The organism is Paenibacillus sp. J31P316, from assembly GCF_056269105.1.
In genome coordinates this window covers 157,182-182,275 of the sequence record NZ_JBWDNI010000008.1, presented here as the reverse complement: position 1 = coordinate 182,275, position 25,094 = coordinate 157,182, and the positions used below count along the sequence as shown (strand labels likewise).

Annotated in this window: 7 protein-coding genes and 1 pseudogene; 7 read left to right on the top strand and 1 reads right to left on the bottom strand. The window is 57.8% G+C overall.

The genetic code is table 11. The features are described from left to right. The first annotated feature begins 302 nt into the window (after positions 1 to 302). A complete protein-coding gene (locus AC0YNU_RS22065) occupies positions 303 to 14,174 on the top strand; it encodes an S-layer homology domain-containing protein (protein WP_475760650.1) in 13,872 nt (4,623 codons plus the stop codon). An 86-nt stretch (positions 14,175 to 14,260) separates the two neighbouring features. On the opposite strand, the pseudogene AC0YNU_RS22060 reads toward AC0YNU_RS22065, so the two are convergent. Then, a pseudogene (locus AC0YNU_RS22060) lies at positions 14,261 to 14,686 on the bottom strand (DUF6526 family protein). Between the two features lie 254 nt (positions 14,687 to 14,940). On the opposite strand from AC0YNU_RS22060, the gene AC0YNU_RS22055 reads away from it, so the two are divergent. From AC0YNU_RS22055 to AC0YNU_RS22030, 6 genes are all read left to right on the top strand, one after another. Continuing rightward, positions 14,941 to 17,313, top strand: coding sequence for a glycoside hydrolase family 95 protein (locus AC0YNU_RS22055; RefSeq protein ID WP_475760648.1), 2,373 nt, complete (start codon positions 14,941 to 14,943; stop codon positions 17,311 to 17,313). 722 nt (positions 17,314 to 18,035) lie between these two features. Then, positions 18,036 to 19,589, top strand: coding sequence for a response regulator (locus tag AC0YNU_RS22050; protein WP_475760724.1), 1,554 nt, complete (start codon positions 18,036 to 18,038; stop codon positions 19,587 to 19,589). Then, on the top strand, positions 19,586 to 21,286 hold the full coding sequence (locus AC0YNU_RS22045) for a sensor histidine kinase (RefSeq protein WP_475760646.1): 1,701 nt from the start codon (positions 19,586 to 19,588) through the stop codon (positions 21,284 to 21,286). Before AC0YNU_RS22050 ends, AC0YNU_RS22045 begins: the two co-directional genes overlap by 4 nt. 191 nt (positions 21,287 to 21,477) lie before the next feature. Next, on the top strand, positions 21,478 to 22,458 hold the full coding sequence (locus AC0YNU_RS22040; RefSeq protein ID WP_475760644.1) for an ABC transporter permease: 981 nt from the start codon (positions 21,478 to 21,480) through the stop codon (positions 22,456 to 22,458). A 24-nt stretch (positions 22,459 to 22,482) separates the two neighbouring features. After that, the gene (locus AC0YNU_RS22035; protein ID WP_475760642.1) at positions 22,483 to 23,379 is read left to right on the top strand and encodes a carbohydrate ABC transporter permease; all 897 of its coding nucleotides are present in this window, start codon (positions 22,483 to 22,485) and stop codon (positions 23,377 to 23,379) included. Positions 23,380 to 23,430: 51 nt separating this feature from the next. Continuing rightward, on the top strand, positions 23,431 to 25,089 hold the full coding sequence (locus AC0YNU_RS22030; RefSeq protein ID WP_475760640.1) for a type 2 periplasmic-binding domain-containing protein: 1,659 nt from the start codon (positions 23,431 to 23,433) through the stop codon (positions 25,087 to 25,089). Positions 25,090 to 25,094 lie beyond the last annotated feature (5 nt).

Below are 25,094 nucleotides of genomic sequence, written 5' to 3'. Positions count from 1 at the left end.
GAATGGCAGGCAGAACGGCAGAACGGCAGAACGGCAGCTAGGTAGGTAGATAGATAGGTAGATTGCAAGACATCATAGTAGGTAAAAAGTAAGACGCAAGCAGGCTAATAGAGAGGCGAAAAAGCAGGCAAATAGAAAGGCCAAAGAGCAGGCAAAAATTCGCGGAACCCAATCGGGGCGCGGTTTTTGTCTTTTTTTGTCTGATTCTTTCATTATTCTTTTAGTGACAGTTCGTAGAATGGGAGGATAACAGTTAGGAATCTGTCCCATGGACAGAGTGATCTGCGAGAGGGGAATACGTTATGGGTTTCATCAGGTACGGGAAGAGGGCAAAGCTCTTCATTCATTGGCTCGTGATCGCGAGTCTCGTCTGCGGTTTGATAGAGCCGGGGACCGGATACGCGAGCTCCGCCGAGGCGGGCAGCGCGTCGTCCGCGCCGAAAGACATACAGGGCCATTGGGCGGAGCGTACGCTGACCGACTGGCTCGGGAAGGGATACATCGAAGGATTCGACGACGGCACCGTCCGTCCGGACGCGAGCATCTCGCGGATCGAATTCGTCGCGCTCGCGAACCGGCTGTTCGCCTATGAGGGCGGAGCAGGCTCATCGTTCAAGGACGTATCCGCGAGCGCATGGTACGCGTCCGACGTGGCCGCGGCCGTCGGCGAGGGCTACGTCTCCGGGTTCCCGGACGGAACGTTCCGTCCGAACGGCACGCTGACCCGCGTCGAAGCGGCTTCGATGCTGGCGAAGCTCGTGCCGGTGGTCGTTCGCGAAGGCGCTGACCCGCTTGCCGCGTTCAAGGACCAAGGCAGCGTGCCGGCTTACGGCCGTTATGCGCTCGGCGCCGCGCTCGAGGCGGGGCTCGTGACCGGCTATCCGGATCACACGCTTCGTCCGGCGGCCACGATGTCGCGGGCGGAAGCGGTCGTCGTGCTGGATCGGATTTTGAAGCAATCGGCTCCGAATGCCGCGGGAGGCATCGTCGTTCCCGCGAAGTCGTTACGGGAGGCGGGGACGTACGGGCCATCGTCCGGCACCGTCACCGTTGCGGGGAATCTTTCGATCGACGTTCCGGGCGTCACGCTTCGCAACGTGATCGTTAAGGGTGATTTGACGATCGGCCAAGCGGTCGGAGACGGGGACGTTTATTTGGACGGCGTCACCGTGAACGGAACGACGGCCATTAACGGAGGCGGCGAGCACAGCGTCCATATCGACGACTCCAAGCTGGGCACCGTGATCGTCGAGAAGAAGGACGGGCGCATTCGCGTCGTCGTCGACGGCACGACGGTCATCGAACAGCTGGACGTTCGGACGGACGCGCGCATCGAGTCGAACGGAACGGCGCCGGCTGCCGGCATCGCGGGCATCGCGATTTCCGCGGACGGTGAAGTGACGTTATCCGGCCAGTTCGCGTACGTCGAGATCAAGAGCGACATGAAATTAATCGTCGAGACAGGTTCGATCGATCGTCTGGTCGTGAACGAGACGGCCGGCGGGACGGCGGTTACGCTGAACGACGGCGTCAAAGTCGCGAACGCGGAGCTGCACGGCACGACGAGCGTGCAAGGGGCAGGCGAAATCGCCAAAGCGCTCGTCGACGCGCCGGATGTCGTGTTCGAGACCGAGCCGCTCCAAGTAGAGAAGACGGATCGCGGCGGCAAGGACAGCGGCGCGCCGGTCGGCGGAGGCGGCGGAGGCATCTTCGTTCCGCCGAATCCGACCGGGCCATCGACGGTGAGCGTATCGGTCGCTCAGGCCGGCGTGTCCGGGTTTAAATTGCTTTTCAGCACGGCCGTGACGGGTTTGACGCCGTCCGCGGTCACGCTGCTGGACAAAGGCGGCCAGCCAGTAGCGGTTAGTTCCATAGCGACGTTGGACGGCGGTATTTCCTATGGGGTCATGGCGGTCCTAGTCGAAGGCGAGACCTATACGGTCGCATTGGCCAAAACCGGTTATGATTTCGGCAGCGCCGTCAGCTTCTCGGTAGCGGTAACGCCGCCGCAGTCGATCGATGTCGTCGCGAACGTGACGGAGATCTCGGCGGCGGGCTTCAAGGTCGTATTCGATCAAGAGGTAACCGATCCCGTATTTACGTTGAAGCAAGCCGGCAATACGGTCGCGATCGCGGACGCCGCGACATCCGACAACGGAATCTCGTATACGATCGCGGCAGCTTTGGCCGAGGACGTTACCTATACGCTGACCGTTACGAAAACGGGCTATGATTTCGGCCATTCGAAGTCCGTCTACGTGCCGGTAACGACGCCTGAAACCGTCCCGGTGACGGCTGCGGTCAGCGGCGTATCCGAAACCGGATTTACCGTTTCGTTAAACGGCGCGGTTGACGGCTTGTCCGCCGGCGATTTTAGCTTGACGGACGCGCTTGACGCGCCGGTTGCCCTAACGGCGGCAACAACCGACGGAGGAGCGACGTATGCCATAGCCGCGACGCTTGCGGCCGGCGAATCGTATACGCTTGCCATTGCCAAGACCGGCTACAGCTTCGGCGCAGCTCTTGCCGTAGTCGTACCGGGCGCTCCGGACATCGTTCTCGTAACGCCGTCCGCGACCAACGTGACGACGGCGGGCTTCGTGCTGTCGATGGATCAAGCGGTGCCGGACATGGAGCCGCTCAGCTTGGAGCTGCGGAACGGCGATCACGATCCGGTCGGCATCGACATGCTGAGCGCGGTCGTCGTCGGTTCGCGGTACGAAGTGTGGGCGTCGCTGGACATGAATGAGACGTACACGCTGACGCTGAACAAAGAAGGGTATGCCTTCGACGCGCCGGTTGCCATCGAAGTGGTCCCCGAGCGGATACCCGCGACGGTGAGCCAAGTATCCCACGGGTCGTTCCGATTGAAGTTCGATACGCCGGTCGGCGGCTTGACCGCCGAACAGTTTGCGCTTAAGGACGCGAACGGACAACCAATAGCGGTCACCGGTCTTCGATCGGAAGACGGCGGCCTCGCGTGGAACATTGAAGCCGATATGGCTGAGGCAGGCACGTATGCCTTCCGGTTCGATATGCCGGACGCCAAGTATGCCGAAGGCGACGTCGTCGTTCCCGCGACGATCGCGGTCGACAGGTACACGACAATCAACGGACCGTACAGTCCGCAGTATACGGGGTATACGGTTCACTTGGACCGGGCAGTTCCGGGACTGGACGCCTCCCGTTTCTCATTGTCGAAAGCGAACGGGGATCCGATCGTTCCGACCGAGGTTTCGACCGCTGATAACGGATTGACGTACACGCTGCAGACGACGGAAATCAACGCGGGCGGACCTTTCACGCTCGGCGTGACCGCGCCGGGCTACGATTTCGGCTCGCCGGCGATCATCGTCAGCGCGACGCTGAATCCTTGGAACGCGAGCCAGCGACCGCCGCAGTTCATGGCCGGGTTTAACCCGTCGGTTCCGAACATGACGAAGGATAATTTCCGTGTCGTCGACGAGACGGGAGCCTTGGTCGAGGTGCTCGAAGTCGTCTGGGATGCCCAAATGCACCTCTACATCGGCAAGTTCGCCGGCTCGAACGGGCATTCGTACGCGTTATCGGCCCATGCCGACGGCTACGACTTCGGCGCTCCGAAGCCGATTCGCGTCTCCGCGCGCAACGAAATCTCCGCGGTGTCCGCGACGGGCGTGACGCTCAGCCTGAATCCGCCGCTGACGCTCGATGCCGGCGCGTTTACGCTCAAGACGCTTGACGGCGTCACGGTTCCGATCGGCTCGGCCGCGACGGACGATGGCGGAGCCACGTACCGGATCTCGGCGAGCTTGGCGGGCGGGGAGTACATGCTGAGCATGAACGCCGATGCCGATCCGAATCAGTTCTATATTCATCTTCCGATTCTCTCGACGATTACTGTCGGCGCGATCGGCAACGACGGCTTGACGGTGACGTTGGATCACCCGAACGGCGGCTTATGGGAGGGCAGCTTCCTGCTGTCGAATACGACAACCGGAGATCCAGTCGCGATAACGTCGGCAACGACCTCTGACGGCGGGCATTCGTACCGACTGAATGCCGTCCTGACGGGAGGCACGTACAACCTGAAGCTGCTCGGGCATTTGCCGGAAGGCGGCGTCTCGTTCCAAGCGGCGGATACCGTCGATGCAGGTTCGACGACGATCGCGTCGATCACGAACGCAGGCTTCGAGCTTGCCTTTGCGAACCCGATTGCAGGATTGCTGCCGGCGAACGTGGATATCCGGGACGCGGCCAATAATAGGCTGAGCGGAGTCACGTTGGCAACCGACGATAACGGCGCAACGTACCATGTTCGCGTCCAATTGGCTTCGAGCCAGGACTATACGCTGACGCTGACGAAAGCGTACGCCATTTTCCAATCGCCGGTAACGTTCCACGTCAACCGCTTTATTACGGGCAGCGTGACGGACGTGACGGCGGGCGGCCATTTGATCCTGCATTTCGCTCCCGCGTTCCCCGAGATCGAGAACTATCTCGGCCTGACCCTGAAGGACGAGAACGGGCAAACCGTCTATCCGAACGGGTTCGAATCTGCCGATAACGGGCTCACCTACCGCGTAACCGTTCCGGGAGGTTTCCACCCGGGAGCCGATTATGCGTTCACGCTCGGGCTGGACGACTTCGAAATGAAGCCGGTCGCGTTCGTCGTGCCGCCGTCGATGACGGTTGCAAGCGCATCGGCCACCGGCGTAACCGTCGCGTTCGCCACTCCGATCGCGGGCCTTCAGCTTCGCAACTTCGTCGTTCGCGGCCCGCAAGGCGAGATCATCGCCATGACGTCCGCGACGACGAGCGACGGAGGCTCGACGTATGCGATCGCGGGCACGCTGGCTTCAGGCAAGGCGTATACGGTTCAATACAAGCCGAATGCCGCGTCCCAAGTCAACGAACCGGTTCCGTTCGTCGTCACGAAGCTCGTTACGGCGACGGTCGCGAATCCGACGGTCACGGGCTTTAAGCTTCAATTCAACGCGCGGATCGCAGGCTTGCTGCCTGGGCAGCTGATCGTGCGGGACCCGGACGGAAACCGGATCGCGGTGAACCAATACACGCTCGCGACTACGGATCAGGGACTAACGTACAAGGTGACGATGTCCATGGTTCAGGCGGGCGAAGGGTACACGGTCGACTTGGCGAGGGAAGATTTCAAGCTCGCATCCCCGGTGTCGTTCAACGTCCCGGCGACGGCGCAGACGCGATTGCTCGGCACGCAGACGAACTTGATCGCCGTCCAAGTATTCCCGGACATGCCGGGTCTCACGGCAGCTAACTTCACGCTGGTCGACGGGACGGGACGCACGGTTGCGATTGCCGCCGCCTATCAGGGAGGCGCAATCTATCACCTGACGGGCATCTTCGATCCGAACCTGACGTACACGCTGAAGACGACCGTACCCGGCTATGCGTTCGGCGATCCGATACCGGTCGCTTACGTCGTGAAAGTCGATGCGATCGTGCTCCGGCAAAATCAATCGGGCTTCGCGCTGAATTTGAGACCCGCGATTCCGGGGCTGGTCGCGAGCGATTTCCGGCTCGCGGACGCGGACGGCAATACGGTCGCGATCACGTCCGCCGTCACGTCGGACAATGGGCTAACGTATCAAATCCAAGCGGCATTGACGGCAGGCAAGACCTATACCGTGGCGACGACGAAGTCCGGCTACGCGGTCGTCACGTCGGATCCGTTCTCGCTTACGTCCAAGAGAGCGTCGATCGACCGCGTGTCCGTTCACGGCTTTAAGCTGAACTTCACGTCGCCGATCGCGCTGCTCGATACGGATCTGGTCTTGACGAACGAGCAAGGCGCTCCGATCAGAGCGACGTTCGTCTCGTGGGACGGCGGGCTGACCTACCAGGTCTCGGCCGAACTGACGGCGGGGGTCCACTACTCGCTGTCGATCAACAAGATGGGTTACGATTTCGGCGCGGCGCTGCCGTTCTCGCTGCAAGCGGTCGTTCCGACGTTCGGGGGAACCATGGTCGGCAATGTCAACGCCTTTACGCTGAGCTTCGATCAGCCGGTACCGGACTTGCGCGCAAGCGACTTCGTCATCATGCGGGAAGGCTGGGGCCAGCCGATTCCCGTACAGCAAGCAGCGACGGAGGACGGCGGTTCCACGTATCTGATCGAGACGACGTTCTGGGGCGCGGCGCATTACACCGTGCTTCCGAAGAAAGACGGCTACGACTTCGGAGCGCCGGTCCCCATGGATATTCCCGTCGCGGCGAGCGCTGCTGTGCTTCGATCAGGCGCGACGTACATCGACATGGGCTTGAACCCGGCGGTTCCGGGCTTAAATGCTTCGGACTTCGTATTAAAGGACGATAACGGCAACACGCTTAGCGCGACGGCAGCCGTCACGACCGACGACGGAGCGACATACCGCGTAACCGCGGCGTTCGTTGGCGGCCGGACATACTCGGTGCAGCCGGTCAAACAAGGCTATGACTTCGGCTTGGAGACGTCCGTCTTTTTCAAGGCGGTTATCACGGTTCAACAAGTCGGCGTTAATGCGGGTCAACTGAGCGTGAAGCTGTCGCCTTCCATCGGCGGCTTGCCGGCTGGCGCCTTCGAGCTCCGGAATTCCGGCGGGGTGCTCGTTTCAATTAATTCGGTCGAGGAGCTGAACGACGGAGCGGTTTACGCCCTCCACGCAACGCTAACCGAAGGCGAGACGTACACGCTTTCGATTCACGCGGACGGCTACGACTTCGGAACCGCGCTGTCGGTGAACGTGCCGATTACGGTCGGCATGAACGTTGCCGACATTCGCGCCGATGGCTTCGACGTTACGCTTGATCAAGCCGTTGCGGGCTTAGTCGTCGGTAACGTCGAGTTGACGGACGAACAGGGTGCTTCGGTCACGGTTCAATTCGTCACCGCCGCGAATGGCGACAAGCAATATCATGTCGTTGCAGCGCTGACGGAAGGTAAGACGTATACGCTGACGATAACGCGCGGCGGCTACGATTTCGGCATCGGACGGCAAGCATTCGTACCGGTTTCCGTCGCGGCGACGTTGAAATCAGCGAACGCGGCAGGTATCGCGATTGAGTTCCAGACCGCGGTAGCCGGACTGACGAAAGGCAGCTTCGCATTGCTGGACGCAGAGGGGAATACCGTCGGCATCCAAGCGGCGACGACCTCCGATGACGGCGTCACGTATGTTATCGCTGCTCATCTCGAAGATGGCAAGCCTTACTCCGTAACCATCGCGGCATCCGGTTACGCGTTCGGAGCGCCGATCGCATTCGACGTTCGAACCGCAACGGTGTCCAACGTGACGGCCTCCGGCTTCAAGCTTGGCCTAAGCGCAGCCGTTCCGAATTTGAGCCCGTCGCTCGTCCGACTGAAGGACGGCAACGGAAACGTCATCGCCTTGAACGCGAGCAAGTTCTTCGACGAGAACCCGAATTCGCCGGACAAGGGCAAATCGTACGCGGTGCTCGTATCGCTGACGGCAGGCGTCATTTATACCATCGAAGTGCTGGATCCGGCGCATCCGACTACGGGATCGTCCGAAGTCATATTGCCGATCCGTGTCCAAACGAGTGTCGTTGGGGTGAACGCGAGCGGCATTACGTTATCCTTGTCACCGTCACAGGTCGCCTTGCTTCCGGCAGACATGACGATCGAGACGGCGGCGGGCGAGCGCATTCCGGTCTCGGCCGTCGTTGCGGGACCGGCGGCAGGCCAGTTCATCGCGCAAGCGCCGCTCTCGGAAGGAAACACGTATACGCTGACGTTCGCGAAGAAGGGCTACGCGTTCGCTTCGACCCTAACCGCGTACGTGCCGATCATGGCCATCGCGGCCGTGCAGGCGGTGAACGAAAACGGCTTTACGATTACGTTGAACGCACCGGTTCCGGGCCTGTCCGTCAAGCTGATCGACAGCCTTGGCAACAACGTCTCGCCGGTAACGGTTACGGCTTCCGACGAAGGCCTCAGCTATAAAGTCGCCTTCAATATGGGCTACAATCGGAATTTCACGCTCAAGCTGAGCAAAACCGGTTACGATTTCGGCAGCGATCGCATCGTCAATAACGTCAGCTCTGCGCCGAAGCTCATCGCGGCGACGTCCGACGAGAGCGGGACGAAAGTGATCCTGACGTTCGACAAACCGATGAAGCCGACGGACTCTACGTCGTTCTCGGTGAAGATCGACAACCAATGGCAAAGCAACGTGAGATCCGCGCTAGGTTCGGATCCGACGACGATCATCTTGACGTGGAGCGCCACAGGAAAGGTTATCGGCTCCGCGGCGACGGCGGTGGTCGCTTATGCCGGCGTCAACCGCGTGCAGGCGGTGAACCTGCTGTTCTTGCCGACATTCGGCGAGACGCCGGTAGCCAACGCCGCGACGGTTCAAGGCTTCGTATCGAGCAGCGCGGTCAATGATTCTTCCGCGGTGTACCCGGCGCAGGTGCTTCGCGGCCAGTACGGGATGACCGCTTTCGAAGCGCTCCAAGCGCTCCGGGAAGGCGGCTTCACCGTCGCCTCGTATACGAGAGCCGTCAATACCGTATACGAATTGTCCAAAGCAGCGATCATCGGGCTGTTCGGCGAGATGGAAGCCGACGCGACGACGATGCTGCAAGGGCAGGATGCCATGTTTGACACGAGCTACCCTTATTATGAGAGAGATATGATGGCAGCGGGCTATACGCCGTCCGAGTTCGGACCGTTCTTGCGCAAGCACGGCAAGACGAGCAAGCAAGCGGCGATTCAGCTGAAAGTCGCCGGAGCCTCCGCGTCCGACGTCGCGTCCATGCTGCGGTCGGCGTACGACGAGACGGCCGCAAGCGCGGCTTCGATTCTGAAGACTTGCGGTTATGGCCTGGAAGACGCCGCGGCAGCCGTGCAGTCCGCTTACGAGCTGAGCGATGCGAACGCGATCCGCGCCTTGAAAGACGCCGGCTGGCAAGCGACGGAAGTTGCCGCCGCGATGAAGGCGCAGCTGTCCGCGGGAGCGGCGGCGATGGCGAAAGCGCTGGCCGATGCCGGTTACGCGGCTGCCGCGATCGGCGGCGCGGTCGCGCAAGCGTACGCGTTCGACGACGCCGTTACGGCCGTGGCGGCATTCGTCCACGCCGGCTTCTCCGCATCGGATACGTACGGCATCGTCCGCGGTTCGTTCCCGCAGGCCGGCACGGCGAAAGCGATGTTGGATGCGGGCGTGGGATCCAGGGAAGTCGCTTCTGCCGTCCTGGAAGCAGGCGACAGCCCGGCCGTCGTCATCCAAGCGATGAAGGCGGGCCAAGCGGACGATCGGTTGATCGCCGTAACGATCAAGGAAGTGTGGGGGATGACCGGTTCTGCGGCGAGCGAGGCCATGAAGGCGTTCGGCGCGAACGGTTACGACTTGGCGAAGCGGGCAGGCTTGCTGCTTCTCGCTTACGAAGCGGATATCGCGACGGCTATCGGCGCGCTTTACGACGGCGCGACGAACGAAGAGCGAAACAATCTGCTCCGTTACTTGGTGAAAGGCGGTTACGATCCGGTCGCGACGACTTCTTATTTCTTGAATAACGTCAGGGGCACCGGCCGAAGCTCCGTGCTGAACCAACTGAAGCAAGCGGGACTCACGACATCGCAGGCGCTTAAGACGCTGCATGACGCCATCGTGCAAGACGGAACGGCGTTCGCACTCAACGACGCAATCGCAGTTCTAAGCGGCGACTATTCCACCCGATATACGGCGAGCGATGCGATTGCCGGTCTGCTGGCCGCCTTCGCGGGCGATCCCGGAACGGCACCCGATATCAATACCGTAGCGGCAGCCGTTTCCGCATCCCGGTTGTGGGACAAATATGAAATCGCTAGCGCCTTGAAAAGTTTGATGGGCATGAACCTGCAGCAATGGATTATGCTGGAGCGGATGAACGTCATGCCGGGCTGTCCATGCAGCGTCACGACGATTCGCAAGGATGCGCAATATCTCTACAGCGGAACGACGCTGGAGGATTTGACCGTCGCCATGAGCTTGTCCGGGCAATTCACGCTCGACGAGCTGATCGACGGCACGATCGGCGCCTACGGGTATAGCGGCGCGGGACAAGCGCTGCCTTACTTGACTTCGGCGCTGAAGAATGCCGGCTACGCCTTCGAGGACGTCGCCGAATCGTTCGACCGTAGAGGCTGGTCCGAATGGATTCTCGCCTTCAGCCGGTACGGCATCGCGGCGAGCGACGTCGCGGCTTACCTGATCGGCAAGCAGGAGACGATGGATCAAGTCATTCGCAAGCTGTCGCCGTATTCGCTTCGCGATATCGCGCTCGTGCTTCGCGAAAACTACGGGTTATCGGATTTGGACGCTTCAACGGCCATGAACGCGAGCACGGGCGAACCGTCGGACGACATCGCCGCGGCGATCGCGTGGGCGTACGGAAGCGACCCGATCATGCTTTGGATCCAGACGCTTCGCGCGCAAGGAGCGACGGCGACGTCCGTCATCAACACGCTGGCTGCCCGTTATCCGGACTACCGGACATACGACGCGCTCGGTCCGGCGTTGATCAAAGGCGGCTTCAGCCGCGACGAGGTTATCCAGGGGTTAATCGTTCGCTTCTCGTACGGCAACAACTTGCAGGGCACGATCAAGCTGATTCAATCCCTGTATGGGCAGCAGCAGATCACGATCGCGCAGCTGCTGACCGCATCCGGCAGCGCGACGCCGGAAAGCGGCATCGATTTCCTGGCGCTTGGCGGCTATAAGCTGTCCGACATGGCCGGCAGCTTGAAGGAATTTTACGGCTTGACTTCAGGCGAAGCGGCTTACGCGCTTTCGAAGAAATACCCGAATAACGTTAACGCGGTATTAATGGCATTATCGTCCGTTTACGGTCAGACGATCGAGACGACGATGGCGGAAGCATTGGACGCCCAAGGCATCTCGGCCGTCGAACCGGCCGTCGAATACTTGCGAAACGCGGGCTTCGGCTTCCGCGACATCGCGGCCGTGGCCAAAGAGCGTTTCTCCCGCGACGCCGGACAGATTGCGGCATTGTACGCCGCGAACCATACCGTCGACACGAACGCGGTCGCGACGACGCTGGCCTCGCTGTTCGGCCAATCCGTGGAATCCGTCGTTCATGACTGGCTGGAGACGCAAGGGAACACCTCTTATGCAGCGGCGATTACGTTCATGAACCGGGCGAATTTCAGCCTGGCGAGCATCGTCAAGCTGGCGAAGAACGAGTACGGCCTCTCGTCCGGAACGGCGCTGCAAGCGCTGGTCGCCTCCGGCTTGTACCCGCAAACGAACGTCGTCGGCACCGTTGCCGACGTCTACGGAAGCGGACAGAGCGAGACGATCGTCGAATCGCTGGCCGCTAACGGCCTCGATACGTTCGATCTGGCAGTACCGTATTTGAAGAAAATGTATTTCGGACTGAATGCGCTCGTGCGGGTCGGCCAAGAGCATTACGGCTTGACGAGCGGAGAGACGATCGCCGTTCTGGCCGTGACGACCGATTATTCCTCTTCGGAGATCGATGCCGCCGTCCAGAACGTCTACGGGCAAACGCTGCAGCAGACGCAGCTCAGCACGTTGACCGGGCTCGGCGTCGCGACCTTCGCGGATGCGATTCCGCAGCTGCGGACGCTCGATTTCACGCTGCGCGACATCGTATTGGCAGCCAAGACGTATTACGATTTGTCGGCCGGCAAGGCGACTTACGACTTGCTTCATTACGGGTCTATCGACGCGTCGGACATCTTGAACAAAGTCGCCGAGCTTTACGGACAGCCGATCGACCAAAGCCTCGAGGAGCTGCTGGACGAGAGCGGCCTGGCAACGATCGAAGAAGCCGCGCCTTTCCTGCGCGCCTTGGGTTACGCAATGCAAGACGTGATCGAAGCCTCCCGTTCGTACTACGGCAACGGGGCGGACGTTACGATTCAAGCGCTGATCGCCGCTTATCCGGATAGCGACAGCGTGATCGAGTGGACGGTACATCAGCTTTACGGCGATGGCGGGCAATCGTCAGCCGCTCAGGCGGCGCGAGATTCGTTGTTGGCGGCAGGCGTTGCGGATCCGGCAGCGGCAATTACGCATCTCTGGAACGCGGGCTTCTCGTTCCTCGACATCGCGGGCTTGCTCAAGACCGACTTCGGTCAATCCGCAGCGGATGCAGCGAAGCTGTTCCTGGCCAGCGGCTCGTTCGGGACGGCGGCGATCGTCGGCGGCATCGGCGCCGCTTACGGATCGACGTACGATTCGGCGTTCGTGGACGCCTTGAAGACGGAAGGCGTTTTGACCTCGGAACAATTCGTATCGTTAATGAACGAGACTGGTTACCGGGTCGCTTACATCGCCCAGGCGTTAAAGTCGAACTACGGCAAGACGAACGCGGAGACGAAAGCGATTCTGACGGCATTCGGCCAATACAGCGCGGCCGCGGTACAATCGACCGTCGACGAGGTTTACGGGTCGGATGCGACATCCGGCACGCTGCAGGAAGTGCTCGATTTGTTCGGCATCAAGACGGCGGATGGAGCAGCGGCATTCCTTCATCAGCAGAATGCTCCCGTCAAGGACGTCGTTCAGTATTTGAAGGACGCGTACGCGCTCGGAGCCGACGAGTCGACGGCGATCCTCTCGCCGTATTACGGCAAGACGGAGCTCGGCCTTGCGGTCGTAGCGATTTACTACGGCGATAAGAACGTCGGCTACTTGATCAAAATGATCCCTTCGGACAAAACGTCCACGCCGAACAGCGTCGCGGTGTATATGAGCGACAAGTTCAGCCCGACGGATATCGTGCTTGCGCTGAAGGTCATCTTCGGACTGGATGCTTTGGGCGTTACCGATGCCATTCGGGGCGAAGTCATCCCGGCGGACAAAGTTCGCGCGGCCGTGACCGAAGTGTTCGGCGCCGATCCCTTGTACGCGTACTTGAAGCGAATCAAGGACAAAGGCGGCAACGCGAACGACGTCGCGGCGGAATTGGCCAGACGAGGGATACTGGAGACGGCCGGCGCGAGTTATCTGATCGATACGCTGGCAAGCCTCGGCTTCGATAATGCCAGCATCTTGAAGATGCGGTATAACTACTACAACCGCTCCCGCCAGAACGCGGGAACGAACGAAGAGCAGGGCACGCAATTGGTCCGGCTCGGCGTGAACACGCCGGAAGCGATCGTCGCGTTCATCCGTACGACGAGCACGTCGCCGATCGACACGATCGCGATCGTGCGAGCCGGCTTGCCGAACGCCGACATGACGGCGATCGCCAAAGCCATGTACGACGCAGGGTACGAGAAACGCGCGCTCATGAGCGCCCTGAGTTTCTACGGCGAGCACGGGGACGGCGTCGCGGCGCTGCTGAGGACGTTCGGTTTATCGGTGCAGGATGCGCTGTCCTACCTGCGCGACCGCTCGGCCGATGACACGCTTCGCTGGCTTATCCACGACGGATATGCGCCTTCCGAGTACCTGCGATACATGAACATCCGATCCGATAACACGATCGCGATTCTCAAGGAGAACGGATATACCGCAGAGCAGCTAGGGACGCTGCTCGGGAATATGAACACGGAGTTCTATGCGATCGCGGACGCGCTCTATCACGGCGGCTTTACGAACGTCCCCGATCTCACCAGGGCACTGATCGCCGGTCGCAGCCGCGTCGTATGGATTCCCATGTATTTGGATGAAATCGGCGGCTGGACGCTGCAGGAAGTCGCGCAAGGGATGCTCGATTCGGGCTTGATCTCGCTGGTCGAGCTGGTCAGCGCGCTTCAGATGGCGAACGGCAACAACTTGAAGAATACGTACCAAATCATCAAAGCCATCTCGGCGAAAGAAAGACAAGCGTTCTACGACGAGCTGAGCGGGGCGGAGAAAGCCTTGATCGACGACAACGAAGTCGCCGTACTGGTCGCGATCTCCACGTTCAGGGAAGCCGGCATCAGCATCACGGACGTTGCCTTGCAGCTTCGGAATACCGAAGTCATCGGCTTCGAGGATGGGGCGAAGCTTATGGGCCTGGGCGGATTTAACGTCGGCGACATCCTCTCGACGGTGTGGGACGTATATCGCGACGAGATCGGCATCATGATCATCCAGAAGATGATCGAGAAAGTCATCGGCAATTACTTCGCCGAGTTCAAGAACTATATCAAGCTGATTAAAATCGTGACGAAGATCGTAAGAAGGTACGCGTAAAACACAAAAAAGCGGCGTGGAGGGAGATTCCCTGCGCGTCGCTTTTTTGTCATCGATACCTATTTATCTACAACGAGAAGTCTCTGTCATACGCGATGATCATCGTCTTTCCAGTCTTGAACGGCTTGCTTGATTTGGACAGCCGTCAGCTTCTGCTGGACAGCCTGCCGGCAAAGATTCGGAAATTCTTGATCGCTAGCAAAGCGCAAAGCGATAATTTGACTCTTATTGAGCTGCGTATCTAGAGGGGTACCGGTCAGCACGAAATGCCTGAAATTCTCTTCGGTCCGAATAATGCGGTCTTGAAGTTTCGTGGCGTAGGAACGGACTAACAAGAAGGTAAGTAGAATACCTGCGGTGCAAGCAAAGACGAGCAGGGACATTCATGTGCGCTCGGAGCAGAGAATAACGATCGCGCCCAAAAAACTTATGATGATCAAAGGCGCTCCTACATAATGGAATAACGGATGCATTCTCACATGATTCTGATAGTTTTGTTTAGTCAAGGTCATTTCTCCTGCTCGGTTTATTTGCGTCCACATTGTTCATCGTATCAATTTGGATCTCCCTGCCAAAATTTATTTCCTAAATCATAGCATGAAAGTTCATCGAATATCGGTATCTTTCGAAGAAATCGGATAATCCCATCCCTAGCTCCCTATGGTATGGTGGAGAGTAGTCGTCCAATTCTCTTATACCATGAATGTAGGAGAATCATTTATAATCAATCTGACATGTCATTTATTGCTAAGGGGAGAGTTGACGAATGAACATTCAATTCCAGAAGCCGGCCATGTTTTGGACGGAAGCGCTTCCAGTCGGAAACGGTAATTTAGGCGCGATGGTGTTCGGAGGCGTGGAACGCGAACGCATCGCTTTGAACGAAGATACGCTGTGGTCCGGGTATCCGAAGGATTGGAACAACAGCGAGGCCGCGAACGTATTGCCGCAGGTCAGAAAACTCGTCAGCGAAGGCTTGTTCGAGGAAGCCGACCGGCTCTGCAAAGGCATGATGGGTCCATATACGCAATCTTACTTGCCGTTCGGGGATTTGCGCCTCGTCATGGAGCATGGCGATCATTATAGGCAGTACTGCAGAAAGCTGGATTTGAGGCAAGGCATCGCTTCGGTGGCGTATACGATCGGCGACGTTCGTTATACGAGAGAAACGTTCGCGTCCCACCCCGATCGGCTGCTGGTCGTTCGTCTGACATCCAGCAAGCCGGGACAGCTCAGCTTCCATGCCAAGGTCGATAGCCTGCTTCGTCATTCCGCTTCATCGGACGGCGAGCACTACATGATTGCCGGCACTGCTCCCGAGCATGTCGCGCCGAATTATCAAAAGCACGATCATCCGATCCAATACGGCGATAAGGATACGTCGAAAGCGCTGCGCTTCCATGGCCGTTTGGCCGCGGTACACGAGGACGGCGCGATGAGCGTCGATCACGACGGGATTCACATCGCGGGAGCGACCAGCGTCGTGCTGTATTTTAGCGCCGCAACCAGCTTCGACCCTCAGCAAGGGGCGCCCAGCGCGCTGCGAGTACCGGAGCAGCTTACTGCCGGCGTAATCGGCGCGGTATTGAAGAAGGACTACGACGCCGTTCTTGCCGATCACCTAGCTGATCACGCCCCGTGGATGGATCGCGTAGAATTGCATCTCGGAGAAACCTTGGCGTCGCCGGACATGCCGACCGATCAGAGAATCGCCGAATTCGGAAGCCGGGATCTTGGACTGGTCGAGCTGTTGTTCCATTATGGACGCTATCTCATGGTCGCAAGCTCGCGGCCAGGCACGCAGCCGGCCAATCTGCAGGGGATCTGGAATGAGCATACGCGCGCGCCGTGGAGCAGCAACTATACGCTGAACATTAACACCGAGATGAATTACTGGCCGGCAGAGACGTGCAACCTGGCCGAAATGCATGCGCCTTTGTTCGATTTTATCGATCGGCTGGCAGTCAACGGCAGCAAGACCGCCGAGATCAATTACGGCGCAAAGGGCTGGGTCGCGCATCATAATGCGGATTTGTGGGCGCAGACGGCACCGGTAGGCGCGTACGGCGAAGGCGATGCCTCTTGGGCGTTTTGGCCGATGGGCGGGGTGTGGCTGACGCAGCATCTATGGGAGCATTACGCGTTCGGACGGGACGAGGCGTTTCTTCGGGAGCGGGCTTATCCGGTCATGAAGGAAGCGGCGTTGTTCTGCCTGAGCTGGCTGCATGAGGACGAGAACGGCCATTTGATTACCGCGCCTTCGACTTCGCCGGAGCATCATTTCAAATTCGGAGATCGCCACAGTGCCGTAAGCGCCGCGTCGACGATGGATTTGACCTTGATCGGCGAGCTGTTCGACAACTGCCTGGAAGCGTCGCGGCTGCTCGAAATCGACGAATCGTTCCGCGCCGACATCGCCGCGGCCAGAAGCAAGCTCCATCCGCTGCAAGTAGGCAGCCACGGTCAACTGCAGGAATGGGAACAAGACTTCGAAGACGGCGATGTCCATCACCGGCATGTGTCGCATCTCGTCGGCGTCTATCCGGGCAGGACGATTACGAAGGAAGCCGGTCCGGCGCTCTTCGATGCGGCCAGAACCTCGCTTGAACGCAGAGGAGACGGGGGAACGGGCTGGAGTCTCGGCTGGAAAATCGGCTTGTGGGCGAGATTCAAGGATGGCGACCGTGCCGAGCGGCTGATCTCGAATTTGCTGAACCTGATCAAGGAAAACGAACCGCTCGAATATGACGGCGGCGGCGTGTATGCCAACCTGTTCGATGCGCATCCGCCTTTCCAAATCGACGGCAATTTCGCGGCGACCGCGGGCATTGCCGAGCTCCTGCTGCAATCACATCAAGAGCATCTCGCGCTTCTTCCCGCGCTGCCTGCAGCATGGAAGACCGGTTACGTGAAAGGTCTCCGAGGACGCGGGGGCTACGAAGTCGATTTGAGCTGGGAGAATGGCGTGCTGATCGAAGCGGCCATCGTATCGAGCCGGACTCAGCATTGCATGCTGCGTTCGCAGCCGATTCATAAGGTCACTTCGGATGGCGCGGCAATCGCTTGGACGACGACGGATGACGGTTTCGGCAGCATTTCCGTGGAACAAGGCAAACGTTATGTGATTTCGTTCAGATAAGAGCTCGTACGAAAGCAGCTGCTTGCGGGATATAGGAGCTGATGCAAGGCGAAGAACCCTGAATGCCGCATCTTTTGGCGGCGTGCAGGGTTCTTTTGTTATGTACGGATGGCATGAAATCGCGGAAATCGGTGCCCAAGCCCCAAGGTGCACGAGGTGCATGACATGCCCGCGAAGTCGCGAGAGGCGGTGCAAGAGGCGCAACGACCCCTGCCGCTTACACGGACATGAAAGTCCGTTAGCGTTTATATTTCGGATGGTTGGCTTTCTTACGGACATTGATGTCCATAAGTGCGCGGTGGCTCAGAAATAATCGTGAAATGATCATCTAACGGTCATCTATGTCCATTCATTCAGAGAATGGACATGATTTTTGTTCTAACGGTCAAAATTGACCACTTGTTAGGACGACAATGTTGATATCCATTATAGGAGCAAATTGACCACTTGTTAGGACGACAATGTTGATGTCCATTATAGGAGCAAATTGACCACTTGTTAGGACGACAATGTTGATGTCCATTATAGGAGCAAAGCTTGCAAAATGGACGATAGCGTTGGCCGTATACCAATTATTCACGCCCACTTGATGCTTGCCGCATGCGCCAACGGATCAATCCTAACGCAAGGATAGCCGATTAGTTGGACTCGTGCTAGAATTAGAAACTAACTAGGAATACTGACTTTAGAATCACTTACTGAGGTGAATGCTGGTGTTCAAGATGCTGATCGTAGACGACGAAAGGTTCGAGAGAGAAGGCGTGAAGTTTCTGATCGAGAAGTTCGGACTTGCGCTGGAGACGTTCGAAGCGGATAGCGGGGAAAGCGCGCTTGCTTTCATGAAGGAGCATCCGGTCGATATCCTCTTCTCGGATATCCGCATGACGGGCATGGACGGACTGGAGCTTGCGGCTCGAATCCGGGAGCTCGATATTCCCGTCAAGGTGATCTTCATGAGCGCGTACGGGGAGTTCGAATACGCGCAGCGGGCGATCGATTTGAAAGCGATCCGGTATATCTTGAAGCCGGTCCAGGTGGATGAGTTTCTCAGAGTCCTGACGCAGGTGATTCAGTCCTGCGAGGAAGAACGGCAGACCAAGGCCCAGCAGATTCGTATGGAAGAAGCCTATCGCAACGAAGCGTACTACACGAAGCAGAAGCTGCTGTCGGATTTGATTTTGGGCAAAAGCGACGTGCTCCCGGACGATTTCGAGCCGGTCCAGCAGCCGTTCCCCATGGCCAGCGAAGGGCATCCGCTCGTGCGGTTGATCATGCTCGATTCGCGGAACCGCTTCTTCGATCGGCTCGATCAAGATTTCGAGCGCCGGCTGGCCGACGTCATCCAAGGCGGATTCGAAGTCGCGCACTTGAACGAATTCCAGAGTCTGCTCGTCATCGAGGCGGAGGCCGACGATTCCAAAGAACGGCTGATCGATTGGGGGAAGCGCCTCATCGGCTGGTTCCGCGAAACGTACGGCGGAGATGTGAGCGTTGTCATCGGCGGCACGGCAGGGAACGCCAAGCAGCTCTATAATCAATATCATCTGTTGGAGTCGATGCTGGAGTACAAATTTTTCTTCGACGAAGGAACGGTGCTGCTCGCGAATCCCGACGCGATCGGCGCTAGCGCGCAGACGTTCTCCGCGGAGGAAGCCTTGGACGAGCTGCGACAGAGCATCGGTCGTTCCCGTTACGATCAGGCCAAGCTGCGGTTCGAGCAGTTGTTCGACGAGCTGCAGAACAGCGAGCGGTTCGCGGTCGTGTACATCAAATATATATGCACGGAAATCGTCAAAGCCGTCTTCGACGCCTCGGCGAGCAAGCGTCCGGAGACCTTCAAGCTGAACTTGGAACGCATCTACAAGGCGGCGAAGCTCAGCGATTTGCGCCGGGTCGTTCTTGCGATCCTGGAAGAGAGCGGACAGCCTGCAAGCAGCGCCCCGCAGGAGTCGATGCGCAAGGTCATCGAGGATATCGTTCGCATTATCGAAAGCGATTACGGGGCTGACCTGTCCTTGGAATCGATCGCGGAGCGCGTCTACTTGTCGCCGAGCTACTTGAGCCATCTGTTCAAGAAGCATAAGGGAATCAGCTTCAATAAGTACCTCACGCTGCATCGCATGGAGAAGACCAAAGAGCTGCTCCTGACGACGAATCGGAAAATCGTCGATATCGGCATCGAAGTCGGCTATTCGAATTTCCCTTATTTCAGCTCGCTGTTCAAAACCCATTACGGCAAGACCCCATCCCAATTTCGCGAAGAGGCGGCTACATGAGCCAGGCGGTCCGCAACTTGTTCAATCGGCTGCGATTTAAGCAGAAGCTGTTCCTATCGTATCTAATCGTCATCATCATCCCGATTATCGTCCTCGGCATGTACGCCTATGATCAGTCGAAGCAAATGCTGCGCATTCAAGGGATTCAAGGCATTCAGAAGAACGTGGATACGATCTCGGGCAGCATCGACGGCTCGGTCGAGCGATACAATCACGCGATCCAGTCCATCGTGCTGAACAAGACGTTCCAGAAAATCGTGACGAACGATTACAGCGATCTCGTCAATCTGTCCTATGATCTGAACGAATATTTGACCCCGTACTTCAACATGATGGTCATGCTCGACAAAGAAATCGACGAAGTCAAATTCTACACGCAGACCTACGTGCCGGAGTACGGCGAATCGGTGCAATCGGCCGATCGGGTCAAGGATGAAGCCTGGTACAAGGCGGCCTTGAAGGGGAAGGGCAGCCAGTGGTTTTTCCATGACGGATTGATCGTGGTCGGCGCGTTTCCCCAGTTCTTCGCGGACAAGGCGACGAATATCGTCTACATGAAGATCAACGATACGAGCATGTTCAAGAACGTCGCGGAGCTTGCGAAGGACGATACGGTCGTCATTACCAACGAACGCGGCGACGTGATCTACTCGAATCAAAGCGCTGACGGGGAGCGATTCAGCGCAGCGCAGCTGCAGGGGATGAAGGAGGGCTCGTTCCGAAGCGGCAAGGCCGAGTCGTTCCTGGTGAAGAAGACGGTCAAGCAGACAGGCTGGACGATCTACTGCATCGTGCCCGCCAAGCTGCTGTCCCGCGACGCGGGATCGATCATCAACGCGACGCTCATCATCATCGCGGCCTGCATCGTCATCGTGCTCTTCATGATCTGGATCTTCTCCAGGACGATGATTCGCCGGATCTACAAGCTCAATACGGTGATGAAGCGAGTGGAGATCGGCGATCTGAGCATGCGCGTGCAAAGCGAATCCAAGGATGAGATCGGCGAGCTGACGAACCGGTTCGGCCATATGCTCATACGGCTGAACGAACTGATCGAAGAGCTGTACCGCAACCAAATCGTGCAGAAGGAAGCGGAATTCAAAGCGCTGCAATGGCAGATGAATCCGCATTTTCTGTACAATACGCTGTCGTTCATCAACTGGAAGGCCTTGCGCAGCGACTCGCCCGACATCAGCCACATCGTCACGACGCTGTCGAAGTTTTACCGAACGGGACTCAATCGGGGCGATAATATGATTCCGGTTCGGGACGAGCTGGAGCATGTGAAGTCGTATATCGAAATCATCCAGACGATGAAGGAGCATAGCTTCGACGTGACGTACGAGATCGACGAGGCCGTGTTCGGCTACACGACCATCAACTTTATCCTGCAGCCGCTCGCCGAGAACGCGATCCTGCACGGCATTAACCGCAAAGAAGCAGGACGGGGCCGGCTGCACATTACCGCCAAGCTGTCGAACGGCAAGGTTGCTTTCTTCGTGCAGGATAACGGAATCGGCATGCCGGCGGATACGGCGGCGACGCTGCTGCAGAGCGATTCCTCCGGTTACGGGCTGAAGAACGTCAACGAACGGCTGCGCCTGAAATACAGCTCAGACTATCGCTTCGCCGTAGAGAGCGTCGTCGACCAAGGCACGCAGATGAGCATCGTCATTCCTGCGTTCGTGCCTTCTTGAAGCCGTTTGCACCCTGCTTTGAATCCTAGAAGCCTGTCCTCTCGGGGACGGGCTTTTTCGTATGTGAGGTATTTTCGCATGTGCGCAGAAAAACGAAAGCAATCGAAAATATTTGATAATTCAATTCGGAGCCGCCTTTGTTATCCTTTTGTTAAGGGGATTGACACCGCATACAGAGGGGAGTGCCAAGGGTGAACGATACAGCAATCGTCCACGGCGCGGAAGCGCCGCATATGGACAAGCGTCTGGAGAAAGCGTCGCTAAGGAATGCCAAATGGAGGAAAATCAAACAATATCGCGCGCTGCTGCTCATGATGGTCCCGGCCATGATCTATTACATTGTTTTTCATTATCTGCCGATGTACGGCGTGCTGCTGGCATTCAAGGATTTTAAAATTTTGAAAGGGATCATGGGCAGTCCTTGGGTCGGACTCGACCTATTCCGCACCATATTCCATGACGAGTATTTCTACACGGTGCTCAAGAACACGCTCTTTATCAGCTTCTACAAGCTGCTGTTCGGCTTTCCGGTTCCGATCATCTTCGCGCTTCTGCTGAGCGAGGTGACGAACGCCAAGTACAAGCGGATCGTCCAGACGGTCACGTACTTGCCTCACTTCATCTCCTGGGTCGTGCTTGCCGGCATCTTCTTCGCCTTCTTCTCGCTGGAAGGGCCGCTCAACTCGATCATTACGTTCTTCGGCGGCGATCCGGTGCTGTTCCTGGCCGATGCTCGCTACTTCCGTTCCATTCTGGTCGTCACCGGCATCTTCCAAGGCTTCGGCTGGGGGTCGATCATTTATTTCGCGGCCATTTCGAACATTGATCCGCAGTTGTACGAAGCGGCCATCATCGACGGCGCCGGAAGGTTCAAGCGGATGTTCTACATCTCCATTCCGATGCTCGTCCCGATTATCGCCATCATGCTGATCCTCTCGATGTCCGGCGTGCTGGATGCGGGCTTCGACCAAATCTTCAACATGTACAACACGCAGGTATACAACGTCGCCGATATCATCGACACCTACGTCTACCGCAAAGGGATCGTCGAAATGAGCTACAGCTACGCAACGGCGGTCGGGTTGTTCAAATCCGTCGTCGCCTTGATCCTGATCTTCATCGTCAACCGCATCGTGAAGTTCATCGGGGGCAAGGATCACGCCATATGGTAGTGCGAGCGAAAGGAGAAATGAACCGTGCTGACTGTTAAAAAATCGCCCGCGGACAAACTGATCGACGTCGTGATTTATTCCGTCCTCGCCGTCATCATGCTGGTTACGCTCTATCCGTTCTGGACGCAGGTCGTCATCTCGCTCGACGGCGCTGGCGTCGACGGCTCCGCTTATGCCTCGGGGTTCGTGCTATTCCCTTCGAAGCTGACCTTCGGAAGCTACAAGCTGGCCTTCAAATTCGACGCGATATGGACGGGGTACAGCTATACCTTGCTGCGGACGGGGCTTGGCGTCGCGTTATCGATCGTGTTCACGTCGCTGACGGCGTACCCGCTTTCGAAGAAAGACCTGCCGTTCAATCAGCTATTCACCGGCATCATCCTGTTCACCATGCTCTTCGCCGGCGGGACGATTCCATCCTACCTGCTGATCAAAGAGCTTCATATGATGAATACGATCTGGGCGCTTGTCGTTCCGGGCATGATCGGGGCTTTCAACGTGCTGATCATGCGAAACTTCTTCCGCTCGATTCCGGAGGAACTGGAGGAGTCGGCGAGGGTCGACGGCGCCGGGTATGTCCGGATCTTCACGCAGATCGTCCTGCCGCTGTCGAAGCCGGTCATCGCGACGGTTGCCTTATGGGTAGGCGTCGGCCATTGGAATGCCTGGTTCGACTCGCTGATCTATATCACGGATCCGGATAAACAGGTGCTTCAGGTCGTCCTTCGCAAGATCATCATCCAGAACGATACGTCCGACATTACGCAGGTCATCCAGAATATCGGCAAAAACACGGAATACACGGGGCGCCAGCTTCAAGCCACCATCGTCATGCTGTCGATTATTCCCATGCTTATCGTCTACCCGTTCATTCAAAAGTATTTCGTCAAAGGTGTTATGATTGGGGCTATTAAGGGATAACTCCCTCCAATAGATAGCGACACATACCAGGGGAGAAAGGGTTGGTTCATTGTGAAAGCGAACAACAAACGTTTGATGGCAGGGGCAATCGCAAGCGTATTGGCGGTAACGGTATTGGCGGGGTGCGGGAATTCGGGTTCGAACGGGAACGCCAAAGCGAACGATCCGGCTCAAACGAACGGCGCGGGGAACGCAAACGCAAACGCGAATGCGAACGCAAACAAGGCGGACGATAAGCCGGCGAAGAAGCAGCTGCTGAAATTCTGGACGAGCACGCCGGAAACGGCCAAGATCGATTCGCCGGGGGTGCAGGCCATTCGCGATAAATTCGGCGTCGACGTCGAATTCGTGCCTACCGGCGGAGAAGGCTTCAAAGAGAAAGTCAATCTGATGATCTCCTCGGGCGACATCCCGGACTGGATGAAAGAACCGTCCTTCACGGACTACGATAAGTATCTGCAGCAAGGCATCATCAGCGAAATACCGCAGGAGCTGATCGAGCAGTACATGCCCAAATACGTGGCGTGGCTGCAGCGCTACCTCGGCGACGATCCGTTCAAGTACGTCAGAAGAGACGGCAAAATTTACGCGCTGCCGGTTATCTGGGATATCGGCATCGACGGCATGCAGCTTGCCTTCCGCGAGGATTGGCTGAAGAAGGTCGGCATTACGAAGACGCCGGAAACGATCGAAGAGATGGAAGCCGCGCTCACGAAGTTCCGTAACGACGACCCGGACGGCGACGGCAAGAAGGATACGTACGGCATGACGGCGGCGGGCGATAATATCGAATCGATGTTCAGCTCCGTATTCGGCGCTTACGGCGTATACCCGAACATCTTCACGGAAACGGACGGCAAAGTGGTACGCGGCGAAATCGAGCCCGGCGCCAAGCAAGCGCTCGAAGTGCTGAACCGCTGGTACAAGAACCAACTGATCGATCCCGAGTTCGTCGTCAACAAAGGCAACAACGTGGAAGACAAGGTGCTGACGGATAAGACGGGCGCCGTCGAATTCTACTGGTGGTCCTTCCTGCCGGGCAACGCGTTCCTCGGCGGCGAGCAATGGTACGACAAGCTCAAGGCGAAGCATCCGGACTTCGGCTTCGCGACGACCGGCGGCGTGAAGGGTCCGGACGGCAAATACGGCATCTCGCAGTACAATCCGGCTTACGCGTCCGGCGTCGTGTTCGGCAAGCAGCTGGCGGACGACCAAGACAAAATGATCAAGTACATGCAGATCTTCGAAGCCTCCCAATTCGATCCGGAGACCTACGAGAAGCTGAACTTCGGCGAGAAGGATAAAGAATGGAAGATCGGCGAGAAAGGAACCGTCGAGTATATCGCTCCGTACACGGACGAGAAAGAACGTCAAAAGTTAGGTCTTGGCGGCTACTCCATGAGCGGCTCGTTCAACGATTACGACTTTCAAACGTCCTATACGTCGGATGCAAGCCTGCGCCAGCTGGCGAAGGATACGAGAGCGAAGGGTACGCGGAATATTGACATTCTCGCGCCGTTCAACAAGCCGGTGTACAACGAAACGCAGGATAAGCTGAAGCAATTCACCACGCAGAACTTCATCGATTTCATTACGGGACGCAAGTCGTTGAACGATTTCGACGCCTTCGTCAAGGAATGGAAGAGCATGGGCGGAGACAAGGTGATGGAAGAAGCGCAGCAAGTGTACGATGCCAATCTCAAACAATAACATTC

Bases quoted from the DNA above. Each gene is read 5' to 3' on its own strand.
- AC0YNU_RS22065 (WP_475760650.1), top strand. From the start codon at position 303: ATGGGTTTCATCAGGTACGGGAAGAGGGCAAAGCTCTTCATTCATTGG.
- AC0YNU_RS22050 (WP_475760724.1), top strand. From the start codon at position 18,036: ATGCTGATCGTAGACGACGAAAGGTTCGAGAGAGAAGGCGTGAAGTTT.
- AC0YNU_RS22045 (WP_475760646.1), top strand. From the start codon at position 19,586: ATGAGCCAGGCGGTCCGCAACTTGTTCAATCGGCTGCGATTTAAGCAG.
- AC0YNU_RS22055 (WP_475760648.1), top strand. From the start codon at position 14,941: ATGAACATTCAATTCCAGAAGCCGGCCATGTTTTGGACGGAAGCGCTT.